General features: G+C 70.2%; 14 protein-coding genes and 2 tRNA genes. 4 read left to right on the forward strand and 12 right to left on the reverse strand.

Annotated features, from left to right (window positions below; translation table 11 throughout):
• Positions 1-45: 45 nt before the first annotated feature.
• Positions 46-897, reverse strand: a complete 852-nt coding sequence (locus tag CVS47_RS07750) for an endonuclease domain-containing protein (protein WP_127095566.1) — start codon at positions 895-897, stop codon at positions 46-48.
• Between the two features lie 365 nt (positions 898-1,262).
• On the opposite strand from CVS47_RS07750, the gene valS reads away from it, so the two are divergent.
• Both valS and CVS47_RS07760 read left to right on the forward strand, forming a co-directional pair.
• Positions 1,263-3,851 (forward strand): valine--tRNA ligase, encoded by a 2,589-nt coding sequence (gene valS / locus CVS47_RS07755; protein ID WP_127095567.1) that lies wholly within the window; start codon positions 1,263-1,265, stop codon positions 3,849-3,851.
• A gap of 1 nt (position 3,852) precedes the next feature.
• Positions 3,853-4,104 (forward strand): hypothetical protein, encoded by a 252-nt coding sequence (locus CVS47_RS07760; RefSeq protein WP_127095568.1) that lies wholly within the window; start codon positions 3,853-3,855, stop codon positions 4,102-4,104.
• A 111-nt stretch (positions 4,105-4,215) separates the two neighbouring features.
• Here CVS47_RS07760 and CVS47_RS07765 read toward each other — a convergent pair whose 3' ends face one another.
• Complete coding sequence (locus tag CVS47_RS07765) at positions 4,216-4,437, reverse strand: hypothetical protein (RefSeq protein WP_127095569.1); 222 nt, start codon at positions 4,435-4,437, stop codon at positions 4,216-4,218.
• Between the two features lie 10 nt (positions 4,438-4,447).
• The gene (locus CVS47_RS07770) at positions 4,448-5,059 is read right to left on the reverse strand and encodes an ArsR/SmtB family transcription factor (RefSeq protein ID WP_127095570.1); all 612 of its coding nucleotides are present in this window, start codon (positions 5,057-5,059) and stop codon (positions 4,448-4,450) included.
• 91 nt (positions 5,060-5,150) lie between these two features.
• Here CVS47_RS07770 and CVS47_RS07775 point away from each other — a divergent pair, with 91 nt between their 5' ends.
• Positions 5,151-7,208: a M3 family metallopeptidase gene (locus CVS47_RS07775; protein WP_127095571.1), complete on the forward strand. Its 2,058-nt coding sequence runs from the start codon at positions 5,151-5,153 to the stop codon at positions 7,206-7,208.
• Between the two features lie 156 nt (positions 7,209-7,364).
• On the opposite strand, the gene CVS47_RS07780 is transcribed toward CVS47_RS07775, so the two are convergent.
• The 7 genes from CVS47_RS07780 to CVS47_RS07810 all read right to left on the reverse strand — a co-directional run bounded on the left by CVS47_RS07780 (position 7,365) and on the right by CVS47_RS07810 (position 13,112).
• The gene (locus tag CVS47_RS07780; RefSeq protein ID WP_127095572.1) at positions 7,365-7,928 is read right to left on the reverse strand and encodes a dihydrofolate reductase family protein; all 564 of its coding nucleotides are present in this window, start codon (positions 7,926-7,928) and stop codon (positions 7,365-7,367) included.
• Between the two features lie 169 nt (positions 7,929-8,097).
• A complete protein-coding gene (gene clpX, locus CVS47_RS07785; RefSeq protein ID WP_127095573.1) occupies positions 8,098-9,366 on the reverse strand; it encodes an ATP-dependent Clp protease ATP-binding subunit ClpX in 1,269 nt (422 codons plus the stop codon).
• A 152-nt stretch (positions 9,367-9,518) separates the two neighbouring features.
• Positions 9,519-10,190, reverse strand: a complete 672-nt coding sequence (locus CVS47_RS07790) for an ATP-dependent Clp protease proteolytic subunit (RefSeq protein WP_127095574.1) — start codon at positions 10,188-10,190, stop codon at positions 9,519-9,521.
• Positions 10,191-10,217: 27 nt separating this feature from the next.
• Positions 10,218-10,808: an ATP-dependent Clp protease proteolytic subunit gene (locus tag CVS47_RS07795; protein ID WP_127095575.1), complete on the reverse strand. Its 591-nt coding sequence runs from the start codon at positions 10,806-10,808 to the stop codon at positions 10,218-10,220.
• Between the two features lie 80 nt (positions 10,809-10,888).
• Entirely contained in the window at positions 10,889-11,380 is a 492-nt protein-coding gene (locus CVS47_RS07800; RefSeq protein ID WP_127095576.1) for a tetratricopeptide repeat protein, read from the reverse strand.
• A 66-nt stretch (positions 11,381-11,446) separates the two neighbouring features.
• On the reverse strand, positions 11,447-12,964 hold the full coding sequence (gene tig, locus CVS47_RS07805) for a trigger factor (protein WP_206502859.1): 1,518 nt from the start codon (positions 12,962-12,964) through the stop codon (positions 11,447-11,449).
• Between the two features lie 71 nt (positions 12,965-13,035).
• A tRNA-Pro gene (locus CVS47_RS07810) sits at positions 13,036-13,112 on the reverse strand.
• 159 nt (positions 13,113-13,271) lie between these two features.
• Here CVS47_RS07810 and CVS47_RS07815 point away from each other — a divergent pair.
• Positions 13,272-13,342, forward strand: a tRNA-Gly gene (locus CVS47_RS07815).
• Positions 13,343-13,391: 49 nt separating this feature from the next.
• Here CVS47_RS07815 and CVS47_RS07820 read toward each other — a convergent pair.
• Positions 13,392-13,928: a gamma carbonic anhydrase family protein gene (locus tag CVS47_RS07820; protein WP_127095578.1), complete on the reverse strand. Its 537-nt coding sequence runs from the start codon at positions 13,926-13,928 to the stop codon at positions 13,392-13,394.
• Positions 13,929-13,965: 37 nt separating this feature from the next.
• Complete coding sequence (locus CVS47_RS07825; protein ID WP_127095579.1) at positions 13,966-16,110, reverse strand: acyltransferase family protein; 2,145 nt, start codon at positions 16,108-16,110, stop codon at positions 13,966-13,968.
• Between the last annotated feature and the right edge of the window lie 135 nt (positions 16,111-16,245).

Here is a 16,245-nt window from a genome sequence, read left to right on the forward strand (position 1 = left end):
GGCTCGGCCCCGGGGCCGAGTGCGGGTGCACGCCCACGCCCATCATCACGCCGCGCGGTGCAACCCCTGGGCGACAGCGCGCATGATGAGATCCTGCACCTCCGGCCAGCGATGGATGATCTGCTGATATCCGACGCGGATGACGTGGTAGCCGCGCAGCATCAGCTCGGCGTCGTGGCGGATGTCCTCCGTGCGCTGCGCACCCACATGTTGCCGACCGTCGATCTGGATGACCAGTCGGTCGCCGATGAGCAGGTCCACGCGATGTCCGACGATCCAGATCTGCGCGCGGATCGGCAGCCGCAGCCACGCCAATCGCACCCGGAAAAGAGTTTCCAGGCCCGAGTCGGACCACGGTGACGCCGCAGCCACGAGAGACCGCATCCGGGCGCTGAGCGGCAGACGAAGGAGAGACTCCCGTTCCGCGAGTCCCTGCTGGAGAGCTGACTCGATCGTGGCGAGCGCCGACTCCGCGGGTTGACACACGCAGATGAGCGCGAGCACGTTCTCGACGGAATCGAAGAGCGCGTGCGGTTCACGGGGGACGACGGGTCTGCCCCAGTGGACCACCGTCCCCCGCGCGACGTCGATGCGCGCACCGTCGGGCGGAGCCGCGACGTGGGGCGGGCCCCCGCCGAGGACCCACATCCCCATCCTTCGAGCCTGCGTTAAGCATGAGACCACGACGTTGCCGCGCGCCGCCGCGAGGGCGAAGGGATCCGCATCCGGGGCGGCGAGCCACACCCGACGCACGCGCATCAGTGCGCCCGTCTCGACGAGCGCCGCGATCGCGCGTGGACGGTGGCCTGCCGACGTGAGGATCGTGCCGCGCACGACGCCGCCGGCTGAGCGCACGGCCGACAGGATCGACGGCTCGTCGCTTCGATGCTGCCCCATCCCTCCAGCGTGGCGCCGCGGTCCTATCCATGCGTGACTCGACCTCGAGTGATGGGGTCGCGCTTGCTCCGACGGCCTCTGGGGAGGAAAGGCTCTCGCCGTGGAGGTCAGGGATGTCGCGAGCGGCAGGAAGGATGCCGCGACGCCGCCTGACTTTCGCGGGATCCCTGATTCTCGTGGCAGGGCAGGGCAGGGCAGGGCAGGGCAGGGCGGGGCGGACGACGCTCGATGGCGGCGCGGGAGCGTCCCCGCGCCGCGCGGTAGACCCGTCGCCATCGCCGGCACGTGACCCCGGCGGTAGACTGACGGGGCATCCCACACTCAGGCACGCTCACACAGTGCCGCACATATCGCAGGAGAACCTCATGGCCGACGCCACCCACGCCCCGGGACAGATCCCCGACAAGCCGGCCCTCGAGGGGCTCGAGACGAAGTGGGATGCCGCGTGGTCGGCGCAGGGCACGTACCTGTTCGACCGCCTCCGCGCCGCCGACGCCGGTCGCGCCGGCGTGTACTCGGTCGACACTCCCCCGCCGACGGCGTCGGGAAGCCTGCACATCGGCCACGTCTTCAGCTACACGCATACCGACGTGAAGGTGCGCTTTGAGCGCATGCGCGGCAAGACGGTCTTCTATCCGATGGGCTGGGACGACAACGGACTGCCCACCGAGCGCCGCGTGCAGAACTACTACGGCGTGCGCTGCGACCCGACACTGCCCTATGACGCTGACTTCACGCCTCCGTTCGAGGGCGGCGACAACAAGAGCAGCAAGGCCGCCGACCAGGTGCCCATCAGCCGCCGCAACTTCATCCAGCTGTGCGAGAGCCTGACGCTGGAGGACGAGAAGCACTTCGAGTCGCTCTTCCGTCAGCTCGGCCTCAGCGTCGACTGGACCCAGTCGTACCGCACGATCTCCGACGACACGATGCGCACCAGCCAGCTGGCCTTCCTGCGCAACCTCGAGCGCGGCGAGGCCTACCAGGCGCTCGCCCCGACGCTGTGGGACGTCGACTTCCGCTCCGCGATCGCCCAGGCCGAGCTCGAGGACCGCGACCAGCCCGCCGCGTACCACCGCGTGGCCTTCCACAAGACCGACGGCAGCGGTGACGTGCACATCGAGACCACCCGGCCCGAGCTGCTGGCCGCGTGCGTGGCCCTCGTGGCGCACCCCGACGACGAGCGCTACCAGCCGCTGTTCGGGACGACCGTCCGCACCCCGCTCTTCGACGTCGAGGTGCCGGTGCTCGCGCACCCCCTCGCGCAGAAGGACAAGGGCTCGGGCATCGCCATGATCTGCACCTTCGGCGACGTGACCGACATCATCTGGTGGCGCGAGCTCGACCTGCCGAACCGCACGATCCTGGGCAAGGACGGCCGCGTGCTCGCGGACGCCCCCGACGTGATCGTGACGGATGCCGCCCGCGCCGCGTACGCGGAGATCGCGGGCAAGACGGTGTTCAGCGCCAAGAAGACGATCGTCGACCTGCTCCGCGCCTCGGGAGAGCTCGACGGCGACCCGAAGCCGTTCACCCACGCGGTGAAGTTCTTCGAGAAGGGCGACCGCCCGCTCGAGATCGTCTCGACGCGCCAGTGGTACATCCGCAACGGCGCGCGCGACGGCGCGCTGCGCGAGAAGCTCACCGCACTCGGGGCGGGCATGTCGTGGCATCCGGACTTCATGCGCGTGCGCTACGACAACTGGGTCGGCGGCCTCACCGGCGACTGGCTCGTCTCGCGCCAGCGGTTCTTCGGCGTGCCCATCCCGGTCTGGTACGGGCTCGACGAGAACGGCGACCGCGACTTCGGCGTCGTGATCACCCCCGATCTCGCCGCGCTCCCCGTCGACCCGACGATCGACGTGCCGCCGGGCTACACCGCGGATCAGCGCGGCGCCGCGGGCGGATTCGAGGGCGAGAAGGACATCTTCGACACCTGGGCGACCTCGTCCCTCACCCCGCAGCTGGCCGGCGGCTGGCAGCGCGACGACGAGCTGTGGAACCTGGTGAGCCCGTTCGACCTGCGCCCGCAGGGCCAGGACATCATCCGCACGTGGCTGTTCTCGACGATGCTGCGCAGCGCCCTCGAGGACGACCGGTCGCCCTGGACGGACGCCGCGATCTCCGGCTTCATCGTCGACCCCGACCGCAAGAAGATGTCCAAGTCGAAGGGCAACGTGGTGACGCCCGCCGACATCCTCGACCAGCACGGCACCGACGCGGTGCGCTACTGGTCGGCCTCGAGCCGCCTCGGCGCCGACGCGGCCTTCGACCCGCAGAACCCGACGCAGGTCAAGATCGGCCGCCGGCTGGCCATCAAGGTGCTCAACGCCGCGAAGTTCGTGCTGTCGTTCCCGGTGCCCGAGGGTGCCCAGGTGACCCACGCGCTGGATGCCAGCATGCTGGCCGCCCTCGACACGGTGATCCGCGACGCGACGAAGGCCTTCGAGGGCTACGACCACGCGCGGGCGCTGGAGATCACGGAGTCGTTCTTCTGGACCTTCTGCGACGACTACCTCGAGCTCGTCAAGGAGCGCGCCTACGACCAGACCGACGTCGGTCAGGCGTCGGCCGCGCTCGCGCTGCGCCTCGCGTTGTCGCGCCTGCTGCGCCTGTTCGCCCCCGTGCTGGCCTTCGCGGCCGAGGAGGCGTGGTCGTGGTTCGAGGAGGGCTCGGTGCACACCGCCTCGTGGCCGGAGCCGTCGGGAATCGACGGCGACCCGGCCGTGCTGCGCGCCGCGAGCGCGGCGCTCATCGGCATCCGCCGCGCGAAGACCGAGGCCAAGGCCTCGCAGAAGACGCCCGTCACGAGTGTGACGATGAGCGCCCCCGCCGAGACCATCGCGGCGCTGAAGAGCGCCGAGGGCGATCTCACAGCCGTCGGGCGCATCGCGCGCATCGACTTCGTCGAGGGTGAGACCCTCGCCGTGACCGACATCGAACTCGGAGAGGTCTGACATGCAGCTCGGAACACGCTGGCCGGCCCGCACCACCCCGCCCCGCGCCGTGCCGGAGGTGCTGCACGCGCAGATCGCCGCGGTCGAGGGCCTCATCGACGAGCGGCAGTTCGCGCTGCAGCCGACGCCGTCGTGGACCCTGACGTTCCTCGAGGGACGCGCCGTCGCCGAGCTCGACACCGGGGTGATCGTCACGACGAACGCCTCGGGCGAGGTGGTCGTGCGCCACGACGAGGACGACGAGTTCGCCTGAGCCGGGCTTCTGGTGCCCCCGGCCCGTTCACCTGACGCCTGTTGCGGGAACGGCGCCCCGATTTCCGCGGTTCTCGTCAGGTCGACCGGGTTGAGGCGGCGCGGACGAGGCTCAGCGCCGCAGCAGGCCGAGTCGCACGGCGTCGGCGCGCATGCGCTCGCGCTCGAGGTCGGCGAACGCGTAGCCCGCGTCGCGGCGCTCCGCCCGCCGCCGGGCACTGTCCGCCGCGGCCGAGATCAGCAGGCGACCGGCGCCGAGGAGCGCGCGCTCGATGCGCGTGCCGTCGGCCGCGGCATCCGTCCACGAGGTGGTGGCGATGGTCAGGGTGGTCATGGGGTACTCCTCACTCCGGGAGGGGGAACATGTCGGTGCGGATCGTGACGGGGCGGACGCCCTCGCCGGTCTGGTCGCGGTGGCGACGGACGTAGTCGTCGACGAGGCTCGCGACCGATGCCACGAGCTCCGTGAGCTGCTCGGGCGTGAGGCGGGTGGTGGCCGTCGAGATGACCGCCGCGTCCTCCCAGCCGTCCGGCGCGTCGGCGTCGAGCCCGCCGAGGGCGAACTCCATGAGCTGCTCGTGGCGACGGTTGAGCGTCTCGGTGAGCACGATCTGCGAGGCCGCGCGACCGGACGGGGTGCGCGTCGCGCTCGGGTTGTGCAGCGAGACGGAGCCCCGCGGGCGCTCCCACCAGCGCTCGCGCGCCGTTCCGCGATCGGGCATCTCGCGGATGAGGTCCTGCGCCGCGAGAGCCCTCAGGTGGTAGCTGGTGGAGCCGGACGACTCCCCCAGCCGCTCGGCCAGCGAACTGGCCGTCTGCGGGCCGTACTGGCTGAGGATGTCGTAGATCCGCACGCGGATGGGATGCGCCAGTGCGCGCAGCGCGCCGGCATCGAGCACCCGGTCGGGCGTCTGCGGTGCCCCGGCGTCGACAGGGCCCTGTGCGTCTTCGGTCATAGTGCAAAGATACCTTTGCGAAGAGTTCTTTGCAAGAGTCACTTTGCAAAGGTCGGTCTGCACCCTGATGCCCGGGGCTAGCCTGGATACCATGACGGATGCTGCAGCCAACCCCCTTCTGACCCCCAGCTCGCTCCCCTACGCCCTGCCGCCCTACGCCGAGATCCGCGCGGAGCACTACCTGCCCGCGTTCGGGGCCGCTTTCGCCGAGCATCGCCGGGAGGTGGATCACATCACGCGGGTGCGGTCGATGCCGACCTTCGAGAACACCATGGTGGCCCTCGAGGCGAGCGGGTCCGCCCTGGACCGCGTCGCCCGGACGTTCTACACCGTGTCATCGGCCGACGCGACGGCGGAGGTCCAGGAGATCGACGAGACGCTCGCGCCGCTCATGTCGGCGCACCACGACGCGATCCAGCTCGACAGCGCGCTGTACTGGCGGATCAGCACCCTGCACGACCAGCTCGAGAGCCTCGGCCTCGACCCCGAGCAGGAGCGGCTCGTGCGCCGTCACCACCGCGAGATGACGCTCGCCGGCGCCGGCCTCGACTATGACGCCAAGGCCCGTCTCACCGACCTGAACCAGCGGCTGTCGACCCTGACCACGACCTTCGAGAAGAACCTCCTCGCCGACACCAACGACCTCGCCGTCGTCTTCGACGATGCCGCGGAGCTCGACGGTCTCACCGACGGCGAGCTGTCGGCTGCGGCACGGGCCGCCGAGGATCGCGGACTGCCCGGACGTTACGTCGTCACCCTGACCCTCTTCACCGGTCACCCGTACCTGTCGGTGCTCACCGATCGCGAGAGCCGACGTCGCATCATGGCGGCCTCGCGCTCGCGCGGCTCCCGCGGCGACGAGAACGACAACCGCGGCGTCCTGCGGGAGATCGTCCGGCTGCGCGCCGAGCGCGCCGAACTGCTCGGCTACTCCTCGCACGCGGCCGCCGTCACGGCCGATGAGACGGCGGGAACCCCGGAGGCGGTGCACGACCTGCTGCGCCGGCTCGCCCGACCCGCCGCCGCCAATGCCGTGCGCGAGCAGCAGGCGCTGCAGGCGCTCATCGACCGCGGCGACGCCCCGTTCCCGCTGGAGGCGCACGACTGGGCGTTCTACACGGAGAAGGTGCGCGCCGCGGAGTACGACCTCGACCGCTCCGCGCTGCGGCCGTGGTTCGAGGCGGAGCGCGTGCTGCAGGACGGCGTGTTCGCCGCGGCCACCGCGCTCTACGGCATCACGTTCGCGGAGCGCGCCGACCTCCGGGCCTACCGCGCGGACGTGCGCGTGTTCGAGGTGTCCAACGAGGACGGCTCTCCGCTCGGGCTGTACATCCTCGACCTGTACACCCGTGACACGAAGCGCGGCGGTGCGTGGATGAACTCGCTCGTCACCCAGTCGCACCTGCGCGGCACCGACCCGGTCGTCGTGAACAACCTCAACGTGCCCCAGCCGGCACCCGGGCAGCCCACGCTCCTCACCCTCGATGAGGTGACCACCCTCTTCCACGAGTTCGGTCATGCGCTGCACGGTCTGTTCGCGACGGTCACGTATCCGCACTTCGCCGGGACGGCGGTGTTCCGCGACTTCGTGGAGTTCCCGAGCCAGGTCAACGAGATGTGGATCTACTGGCCGGAGGTCCTGACGGCGTATGCGCGCCACGTCGAGACGGACGAGCCGCTGCCGGCCGACGTCATCGAGAAGCTCACCGCGTCGGAGGCGTTCAACCAGGGCTTTTCGACGAGCGAGTACCTCGCGGCATCCTGGATCGACCAGGCCTGGCACGGCCTCAGTCGTGCCGAGGCCGAAGCCGACCTCGACGTCGCCGCCTTCGAGGCCGCCGCACTGGCCGACATCGGACTCGACAACCCCGTCGTGCCCACGCGCTACTCGTCGACGTACTTCGCGCACGTCTTCTCGGGCGGATACAGCGCCGGCTACTACTCCTACATCTGGAGCGAGGTGCTCGACGCCGACACGGTGGAGTGGTTCCACGAGAACGGCGGCCTGACGCGCGGCAACGGCGATCGCTTCCGCGACCGTCTGCTCGGCGTCGGGGGGTCGAAGGACCCGCTCGAGGCGTACCGCGACTTCCGTGGGCGGGATGCTGCCATCGAACCGCTGCTGGAGCGTCGCGGTCTCACCGGCTGACCCGCGCCGCCGCCGCCCCGCCTCCGCCAGCCCGTCGGAGCAGGCGTTCCGGCCGCGGCAGGACGTTCCTCGCTGGATCGTCCTGCCGCGGCCGGACCTCTCTTCCCGGCGACAGCCCGTGGTCGACATCGGCATCGCGCCGTGGCCGGCATCCGGTCAGTCCGCCGCCGCTGCCACCTCGTAGATGAGCCGCGCGAAGGGGCCCACGGCCTCGGCCGACACCAGCCGCAGGCGGTCAGACTCGAGCCGCCGCGGAAGGAGCGGCGCTCCCCCGGTGAGCAGCACGGGTGCGATCGATAGGGCGATCTGGTCGAGCAGTCCCGCATCGAGGAACTGACCGGCGAGGTCGCCCCCGCCGACGACCCAGATGTCGCGCTCCCCCGCCGCCGATCGGAGAGCGGGCATCACGTCGGCGACGGAGCCCGAGACGAATCTGACGTCCGCTCCCTCCGGCACGGGGAGCTCGCGGGTCGTGAAGACGAACGTGGGGCGATCGCCGTGGAACTCGGACCACTTCTCGGGGTGCGCGAGGATGTCGGACTCGGCGAGCACCCACTCGTAGGTCGTCGAACCCTCGACCAGCAGCCCGGCGTCGGGCGGCAGCAGGGAGTCGTCCGGGGTGGCCCCGCCGTCGACGGCGAAGAGCCAGGCGAGCGAGTTCTGCTCGTCGGCGATCCAGCCGTTGAGCGAGGTTGCGGTATCGAAGAGGACTCGTGACATGGCTCGGACGCTACCGGCGGCCACCGACGCTTCCGAATGAGGCGCGCTCGTCCTGTGTCGGGTCTCATCCGAGCACCCGAGATCACGTGATTCGACGGCCCCAGCTGCTGACCACCCCGGACGTCGGAGGGCCCGCGGCGATGCCGCGGGCCCTCCGACGTCCACAGCGTCAGGCGCTCTTGCGCTTCTCCCGCAGGATGACGGTCGGAGCGGCGCCGTCATCGACCGCGGCGCGGGTGATGACGACCTTGGCGACGTCTTCGGCCGAAGGGATGTCGAACATGATCGGCCCGAGCACGTCCTCGAGGATCGCCCGGAGGCCGCGGGCGCCGGTCTTGCGCAGCACGGCGAGGTCGGCGATCGCCCGCAGGGCGTCGTGGTCGAACTCCAGCTCGACGCCGTCGAGCTCGAACATGCGCTGGTACTGCTTCACCAGCGCGTTGCGCGGGGCCGTCAGGATCTCCATCAGCGCATCCTGGTCGAGCGGCGTCACCGAGGCCACGACGGGCAGGCGGCCGATGAATTCGGGGATGAGGCCGAACTTGTGCAGATCTTCCGGCAGCACCTCGGAGAAGAGGCTCTGGTCGTCGTCCTTGTCATGCAGCGGAGCACCGAACCCGATCCCGTGCTTGCCGACGCGGCTGGAAACGATGTCTTCCAGACCGGCGAAAGCGCCCGCCACGATGAACAGCACGTTCGTCGTGTCGATCTGGATGAACTCCTGGTGCGGATGCTTGCGCCCGCCCTGCGGCGGCACGGAGGCGACCGTTCCCTCGAGGATCTTCAGGAGAGCCTGCTGCACGCCCTCCCCCGACACATCACGCGTGATGGAAGGGTTCTCGGCCTTCCGCGCGATCTTGTCGACCTCGTCGATGTAGATGATGCCGGTCTCGGCGCGCTTGGTGTCGAAGTCGGCAGCCTGGATCAGCTTCAGAAGGATGTTCTCGACGTCTTCGCCGACGTAGCCGGCCTCGGTGAGCGCCGTGGCGTCCGCGACGGCGAACGGCACGTTGAGCCGCTTCGCGAGCGTCTGCGCGAGGTAGGTCTTGCCGCAGCCGGTCGGGCCGATGAGCAGGATGTTGCTCTTGGCGATCTCGACCTCGTCAGCCCGCTGCTCGGCGGTCTGGAGGGTGCCGTGGGCGCGGATGCGCTTGTAGTGGTTGTAGACGGCGACGGAGAGGGCGCGCTTGGCCGCCTCCTGCCCGACGACGTACTCCTCGAGGAAGGAGAAGATCTCGCGCGGCTTCGGCAGATCGAAGTCGGAGACGACGCCGGTCGTCGACTCGGCCATGCGCTCTTCGATGATCTCGTTGCACAGCTCGACGCACTCGTCGCAGATGTAGACGCCGGGACCGGCGATCAACTGCTGCACCTGCTTCTGGCTCTTGCCGCAGAAGGAGCACTTGAAAAGGTCGGCGCTCTCACCGATGCGTGCCATCAGGCTCCTCCTCATCGCCGGGGCTTCCCCGACCACTCCGATGAGCCTAGCCTCTGGTGTCGACATCGGCCGGATTGCGGCGCGCGTTGTGAAGAGCGCCCCGCACGACGAGCGCCCCGCCTCCAGGGAGACGGGGCGTTCGCGGCATCCGATCAGCTGGTGAGCGCCGCCGGCACGCGCTTGCGCGTCGTGAGGACCTGGTCGACGAGACCGTACTCGACGGCCTCGACGCCCGACAGGATCTTGTCGCGGTCGATGTCGCGGTTGACCTGCGCCACGTCGCGGCGGGAGTGCTTGGCCAGCGTCTCCTCGAGCCACGTGCGCATGCGCAGGATCTCCGCCGCCTGGATCTCGATGTCCGACGCCTGACCGTGGCCCGCCTCGCCCATGGCGGGCTGGTGGATCAGGATGCGGGCGTTGGGCAGCGCCAGGCGCTTGCCGGGGGCTCCGGCGGCCAGCAGCACGGCGGCGGCCGACGCGGCCTGGCCCAGCACCACGGTCTGGATCTGGGGGGAGATGTACTGCATCGTGTCGTAGATCGCCGTCATGGCCGTGAACGAGCCGCCGGGCGAGTTGATGTACATGATGATGTCGCGGTCGGGGTCCTGGCTCTCGAGCACGAGGAGCTGCGCCATGACGTCATCGGCCGAGGCGTCGTCCACCTGCACGCCGAGGAAGATGACGCGGTCCTCGAAGAGCTTGTTGTACGGGTCCTGGCGCTTGAAGCCGTAGGCCGTGCGCTCCTCGAACTGGGGCAGGATGTAGCGGCTGCCGGGCATCTGGATGCCGCGGGCCTGCGGTGCGCCGAAGGTAGGGGTTTCCATGTGTCGTTCCTGTCTTTCGCCTTCGGGTCAGTCCGCGTCGGTTCCGCCGCCGCCGACGACGTCGGAGAGGTGGGCGCGGATGTGGTCGACGAAGCCGTACTCGAGGGCTTCCTCTGCGGTGAACCAGCGGTCGCGGTCACCGTCCTCGTTGATCTGCTCGACCGGCTTGCCGGTCTGTGCGGCGGTGATCTCCGCCAGGCGGTTCTTCATCGAGACGATGAGCTGGGCCTGGGTCTGGATGTCGCTGGAGGTTCCGCCGAACCCGCCGTGGGGCTGGTGCAGCAGGACGCGGGCGTTGGGCGTGATGTAGCGCTTGCCCTTGGTGCCGCTGGTCAGCAGCAGCTGTCCCATCGAGGCGGCCATGCCGATGCCGACCGTGACGATGTCGTTGGGGACGAACTGCATGGTGTCGTAGATCGCCATGCCGGCGGTGATGGATCCACCGGGCGAGTTGACGTAGAGGAAGATGTCCTTCTCCGGGTCCTCGGCGGCGAGAAGGAGGATCTTGGCGCAGATCTCGTTGGCGTTCTCGTCGCGCACCTCCGACCCGAGCCAGATGATGCGGTCCCGCAGCAGGCGGTCGAAGACGCTTGTCGCGATAAGGGGTTCAGCGGCCATGTGTGCTCCTGAATTCGTGGTCGTGGGAACGAATCTACCGGCGCGCATCCGCCGCCCCGGCCGTGTTCGCCCTCGGCAGATCAGCCCCGCGGGTCGAGCAGTTCCCGCGCGTATCCGGTCACGGAACGGATATAGCGCGGGAGGTGCGGAGCGAGGGCGAGGAGCGCGACGGAGACCGCCTCGCGGTCACGGCCGACGCTGCTGAGCGCAAGCGCGTAGAACGCCGCCGCCGCGTCGTGGAAGCCGTCGTCGCCGCCGCGCGCGTACTCCTGCTCGAGCAGCGCGAGCGCCTCGCCGGTCTTCCCCAGATTGCGGATCGTGCTCGCCAGCTGGATCACCGCCTGCACCCGGTGCTCGGGATCGAGGCCGGCCTCCAGCGCCCGGCGGTAGAGCGTCTCCGCCTCGCCCTCCCGGCCGGCGGAGTCGCGTGCGCCGGCACGCTCGAACAGCGCGCGGGCGTCGTCCTCCGCGCGTTCGGCCGCGAGGGCGTCGACGGCGGCGATGCGCTCGTCGTCGCCGAGGGTCTCGTCCGCCCAGACGGCGGCCATCCGGTCATCCCACGTGTCTGTCATGCGTCCCTCCCGGACAAGGCGAAGGGGACGGATGCCGCGGCATCCGTCCCCTTCGTGCGTCCGTCGTTACTCGGCTGCCTTCTTGGTGCTCTTGCGGGCCGGCTTCTTCGGCGCCTCGGCCTCGTCGGCCGCGGGCGCGGCGTCCTCGGCGGGGGCGGCCTCGGCGGCGGCCTTCTTGGTGCTCTTGCGGGCCGGCTTCTTCGGCGCCTCGGCCTCCTCGGCGGCGATCACGTCGTCGGCGTCGGCTGCGGCATCCGCGATCTCCTGCGCCTCCTCGACGACCTCGTCCTCGGCCTCGAGCTCGGGGTCGTCGGTGGCGACGAAGCCGGCGAGGTCGACCGACTTGCCGGCCGTGTCGACGACGGTCACCTTGCCGAGCGCGACGGCGAGGGCCTTGTTGCGGGCGACCTCGGCGACGAGCGCGGGCAGCTGGTTGTTCTGCTGGATCGCCTCGACGAACTCCTGCGGCGCCATGCCGTACTGCGCGGCGGACTGGATGAGGTACTGGGTGAGCTCCTCCTGGGAGACCTGCACCTCGAACTTCTCGGCGATGGCGTCCATGAGCATCTGCGTCTTGAACTGCTTCTCGCTGGCCTCGGTGACCTCCGCGCGGTGCACGTCGTCCTCGAGGCGGTTCTCGCCCTCGAGGTGGCTGTGCACCTCGGCCTCGATGAGTGCGGCCGGCACCGGGATCTCGACCTGCGTGAGCAGCTCCTCGATCAGCTTGTCGCGTGCGGCGGAGCCCTGCGTGAACGCCGACTGCTGGCCGACGCGCTCGGACAGGCTCTCGCGGAGCTCCGCGATGGTGTCGAACTCGCTCGCGATCTGCGCGAAGTCGTCGTCGGCCTCGGGAAGCTCGCGCTCCTTGACGGCGGTGACGGTCACGACGACCTCGGCCTCTTCGCCGGCGTGGTCGCCGCCGACGAGCTTCGAGCGGAAGGTGGTCTCCTCGCCCGCGGTCAGCGAGTCGATCGCCTCGTCGATGCCCTCGAGCAGCTCGCCGGACCCGACCTCGTAGGACACGCCCTCGGCGCGGTCGATCTCGGCGCCCTCGATGGTCGCGACGAGGTTCAGCTCGACGAAGTCGCCCGTGGCGGCGGGGCGGTCGACCGTGATCAGCGTGCCGAAGCGGCTGCGCAGTCGGTCGAGCTCCTCGTCGATGGCCGCGTCGTCGACCTCGACGGCGTCGACGGTGATCGTCTGGCCCTCGAGCTCGGGCAGGTCGAACTCGGGACGCACGTCGACCTCGACCTCGACCTCGAGATCGCCGGAGAAGTCCTTCTCGTTCGGCCATTCCTTGACGTCGGCGTTGGGGCGGCCGAGCACGCGCACGTTGTGGGCGCTGACGGCCTCGCGGTAGAACGTGTCGAGACCCTCGCTGACGGCGTGCTCGAGCACGGCGGTGCGTCCGATGCGCTGGTCGATGATCGGCGCGGGAACCTTGCCCTTGCGGAAGCCGGGGATCTGCACGTCCTGCGCGATGTGCTCGTACGCGTGCGCGATGCTCGGCTTGAGCTCGTCGGGCGTGACCGTGATGTGGAGCTTGACCCGCGTGGGGCTGAGCTGCTCGACGGTGCTGTTCACCATGTGTTCGTTCTCCTCTGTGTTCCGCGCATGCGCGCGGCGGCTGAAGGTCGGGGGTTCGGAGGGTCTCGTGGTCGGGGCGACAGGATTTGAACCTGCGGCCTCCCGCTCCCAAAGCGGGCGCTCTACCAAGCTGAGCTACGCCCCGGGCAGGACCCGCGCGCGCGCGGACACGAAACGACCGTCGAGAAGTCTAGCCGACGGAGGTGTGCGTCCTCCTGAGCGTCGCGCGCGCCGTTCAGGCGTGCGACGCCGATCGGCTAGACTCGGGATGCTGCACCGCGCGATCGCGAGGGGCGGCCACATCGGGGCTGTAGCTTAGTGGTAAAGCCTTAGTCTTCCAAACTAATGATGCGGGTTCGATTCCCGTCAGCCCCTCCGATATCCCGCCCGACTCCCCGCCTCCCGAGGTGGAGGGCCACCCTCCTCAGAGGGCGCGCGCGTCGGCGTGCGCGGCCAGGTGCTCGCGGTAGATCCGCGCATTGCGGAGGATCTTCTCCCGCTCCTCCGCCGTCAGCTCGCGCCGCACCTTCGCGGGGACGCCCGCCACCAGCGACCCGTCGGGCACGACCGTCCCCTCGAGCACGACCGCTCCCCCGGCGACGAGGCATCCGGCTCCGATGACGGCGCCGGAGAGGATGACGCTGCCCATGCCGATCAGCGAGCCGTCGCCGACCGTGCAGCCGTGGACGACGGCGTTGTGCCCGACGGACACGTCCGCTCCGATCACGACCGGGTGACCGGCGTCGACGTGCACCGAGACGTTGTCCTGCAGGTTGCTGCCCGCGCCGAGCGTGATGCGGTCGCTGTCGCCGCGGACGACGGCGTTGTACCAGATGCTCGAGGACTCCCCCATGACGACGTCGCCCACCACGCGGGCCCCGGGGGCGACGAACGCGCTCTCCGGCACCGAGGGCGCTCTCCCGGCGACGGACAGGACGGAGGCACCCTCGGCGATCGGCATGGTCCGACCCTAATCCGCGGGCCCGACCCGGCGCACGCTAGGGCGCCCGCGCCGCCAGCGCGTCCTGGATGGCGCGGGTGTACTGCGGTGCGAGCGAGTCGGCGAAGGTGACCGTGAGGTGGTCCTGGTCGCGGTACAGGTTGGCCCCGCCCACGACGGGGAAGCACGTGGTGTCGTCGCAGAAGACGTCGGTGAAGTCGAGCAGCGTGACGCCGTCGAGCCCGGTCGCGGCCTCCCGCAGCGGATCCTCCGCGACGAGCACAGCCGATCGCGCACCGTCGCACTGCGACTCGTCGCGCGTGCGGAGGCACTTGTTCGGGTCGGTCTCCCACACCGGGTTGTCGACGACGGTGACGACCGGGATGCCGCGATCCAGCATCCGTCCCCACGCGTCGCGGTAGCCCGCGACGGCGGCGGCGTACGACGAGTCGTACCCCGCGGAGGCGTAGGGCGTCGTGGCGATCGCGGCGGTGAAGACGGCGTCGATGTCACGGTCGTCGAGGGCCGCCGTCACACCCGAGCGCCATTGCGTGCAGGCGTCGCCGAACGCGCCGGGCGTCGACAGGGGCGTGTCGTTCCACGGGCAGGCGCCCTTGAAGTAGGTCACGAGGTGCCAGCCGTTGTCCTGCGCCATGCGCTGGAAGGTCGTCAGGAGCTGGAACGCGTGGCTGTCGCCGATCAGGGCGACCGTCGGCGCGGCGGGGTCGTCGGAGCCGAAGTCGCACGACACCGGGCGCGCGTCGTTCAGCTGCACGAAGCACTGCGAATCGGCCGGCCTGTCGACTCCCGCGAAACCGGGCGCGGGCAGGATGGTGTCGCCGAAGTCGGTGCCGGCGCAGCCGTCCTCCAGCACCGCCGCGGCGCCGAAGCAGTCGGGCGGATCCTCCCGCAGCTGCGCGAGGGCCTGCACGCCGTCGCGATAGGCGGGGGCGTTGACGGCCCAGGCCGCGCCCGCGGTGCCGGCGACGAGGAGCATCGCCGCGAGCGACGCCCACAGGCTGAGCCGCGCAGGACGCGAGGTGAGCGCCTTCCACTGCCGGGCGGGGTCCTCGACGAAGCGCTTGGTCAGCCAGGCCAGCACGAAGCAGATGCCCAGCAGCGCGACGCGGTGATAGATCGTCAGCCCCCAGAACGGCACCGACGGCGCGATGACGATGAGCGGCCAGTGCCAGAGGTAAAGCGAATACGAGATGTCGCCCGTGAAACGCATCGGCCGGACCGCCAGGATCCGCGTCGGCTGCCACCACCGCTCGGTGTTGGAGGCGGCGATGACGGCGGCCGCGCCGATCGTCGGCAGCGCGGCGGCGTAGCCGGGGAACGGCGTCTGGCCGTCGAAGCGGAACGCCGTGTACAGCAGCACGAGGATGCCGCCCCAGCCGAGCACGAAGCTGAGCAGCGGGTTGCGCACGCGGAGGGCGGGGATGAGGGCGACGAGCGCGCCGACGCCGAACTGCCACATGCGCCCGAAGGTCACGAAGTATGCCGGGGCGGGGTTCGTGAGGGTGAACACGACGCAGAAGAGGAAGGATGCCGCGGTCACGGCCCCGATCGCGATGAGCACCGCCCGCCGCCGGTCGCCGCGGAAGTACTTCACGGCGATCCAGGCCGCCAGGAGCAGGATGAGCGGCCACATCACGTAGAACTGCTCCTCCAGCGACAGCGACCAGTAGTGCTGGACCGTGGTCGGGTCGCCGGAGTGGTTGAGGTAGTCGGCGGAGTTCAGCGCGAGGAACCAGTTCTCGACGTAGAACGTCGAGGCGACGATCTCCTGCACCTCGTCGGGCAGTGCGGAGGTCGGCGTCAGATAGGGCGACATCGCCGCCAGCGCGCAGAAGAGCAGCACGAGCAGCGATGCGGGAAGGAGGCGGCGGGCCCGGCGGGCCCAGAACTGGCCGAGCCGGATCGAGCCGGTGGCGACCATCTCTCGCATCAGGTGCGCGGTGATCAGATAGCCGGAGATGACGAAGAAGATGTCGACGCCGACGTAGCCGCCCGGCAGTCGTGCCGGCCAGAAGTGGTACAGCACGACGAACAGCACCGCGATCGCGCGCAGGCCCTGCACGTGCGGCAGGAACCGGGACGGCTCGGCGTGCTCCGGCGAGCGGCGCGTCGGCTCGCGGCGCACGGTGCGGGCGGGGGCGTCGAGGTCCTGCGGGCCCAGGTCGGCGTCTGCGGATGGCACCCCTCGACGGTAGCCGCTGGGGCGCGACATCCCGTGCATTCGACGGTGCCCGGCGCCGGGTGCCGTCCGGCGCGGAGTGCCGGATTAGCCCAGCCTCAGCTTGCTTGCGGAGTGATGCGCGCTGAGTACCGTTGG

This window comes from Microbacterium lemovicicum, assembly GCF_003991875.1.
GTDB classification, from domain to species: domain Bacteria; phylum Actinomycetota; class Actinomycetes; order Actinomycetales; family Microbacteriaceae; genus Microbacterium; species Microbacterium lemovicicum.

Excerpts from the sequence above, each read along its gene's own strand:
- CVS47_RS07800 (WP_127095576.1), bottom strand. The coding sequence starts at position 11,380 with ATGACAGACACGTGGGATGACCGGATGGCCGCCGTCTGGGCGGACGAG.
- valS (WP_127095567.1), top strand. The coding sequence starts at position 1,263 with ATGGCCGACGCCACCCACGCCCCGGGACAGATCCCCGACAAGCCGGCC.
- CVS47_RS07790 (WP_127095574.1), bottom strand. The coding sequence starts at position 10,190 with ATGGAAACCCCTACCTTCGGCGCACCGCAGGCCCGCGGCATCCAGATG.
- CVS47_RS07760 (WP_127095568.1), top strand. The coding sequence starts at position 3,853 with ATGCAGCTCGGAACACGCTGGCCGGCCCGCACCACCCCGCCCCGCGCC.
- CVS47_RS07780 (WP_127095572.1), bottom strand. The coding sequence starts at position 7,928 with ATGTCACGAGTCCTCTTCGATACCGCAACCTCGCTCAACGGCTGGATC.
- CVS47_RS07765 (WP_127095569.1), bottom strand. The coding sequence starts at position 4,437 with ATGACCACCCTGACCATCGCCACCACCTCGTGGACGGATGCCGCGGCC.
- CVS47_RS07820 (WP_127095578.1), bottom strand. The coding sequence starts at position 13,928 with ATGCCGATCGCCGAGGGTGCCTCCGTCCTGTCCGTCGCCGGGAGAGCG.
- CVS47_RS07775 (WP_127095571.1), top strand. The coding sequence starts at position 5,151 with ATGACGGATGCTGCAGCCAACCCCCTTCTGACCCCCAGCTCGCTCCCC.
- CVS47_RS07770 (WP_127095570.1), bottom strand. The coding sequence starts at position 5,059 with ATGACCGAAGACGCACAGGGCCCTGTCGACGCCGGGGCACCGCAGACG.
- clpX (WP_127095573.1), bottom strand. The coding sequence starts at position 9,366 with ATGGCACGCATCGGTGAGAGCGCCGACCTTTTCAAGTGCTCCTTCTGC.
- CVS47_RS07795 (WP_127095575.1), bottom strand. The coding sequence starts at position 10,808 with ATGGCCGCTGAACCCCTTATCGCGACAAGCGTCTTCGACCGCCTGCTG.
- CVS47_RS07750 (WP_127095566.1), bottom strand. The coding sequence starts at position 897 with ATGGGGCAGCATCGAAGCGACGAGCCGTCGATCCTGTCGGCCGTGCGC.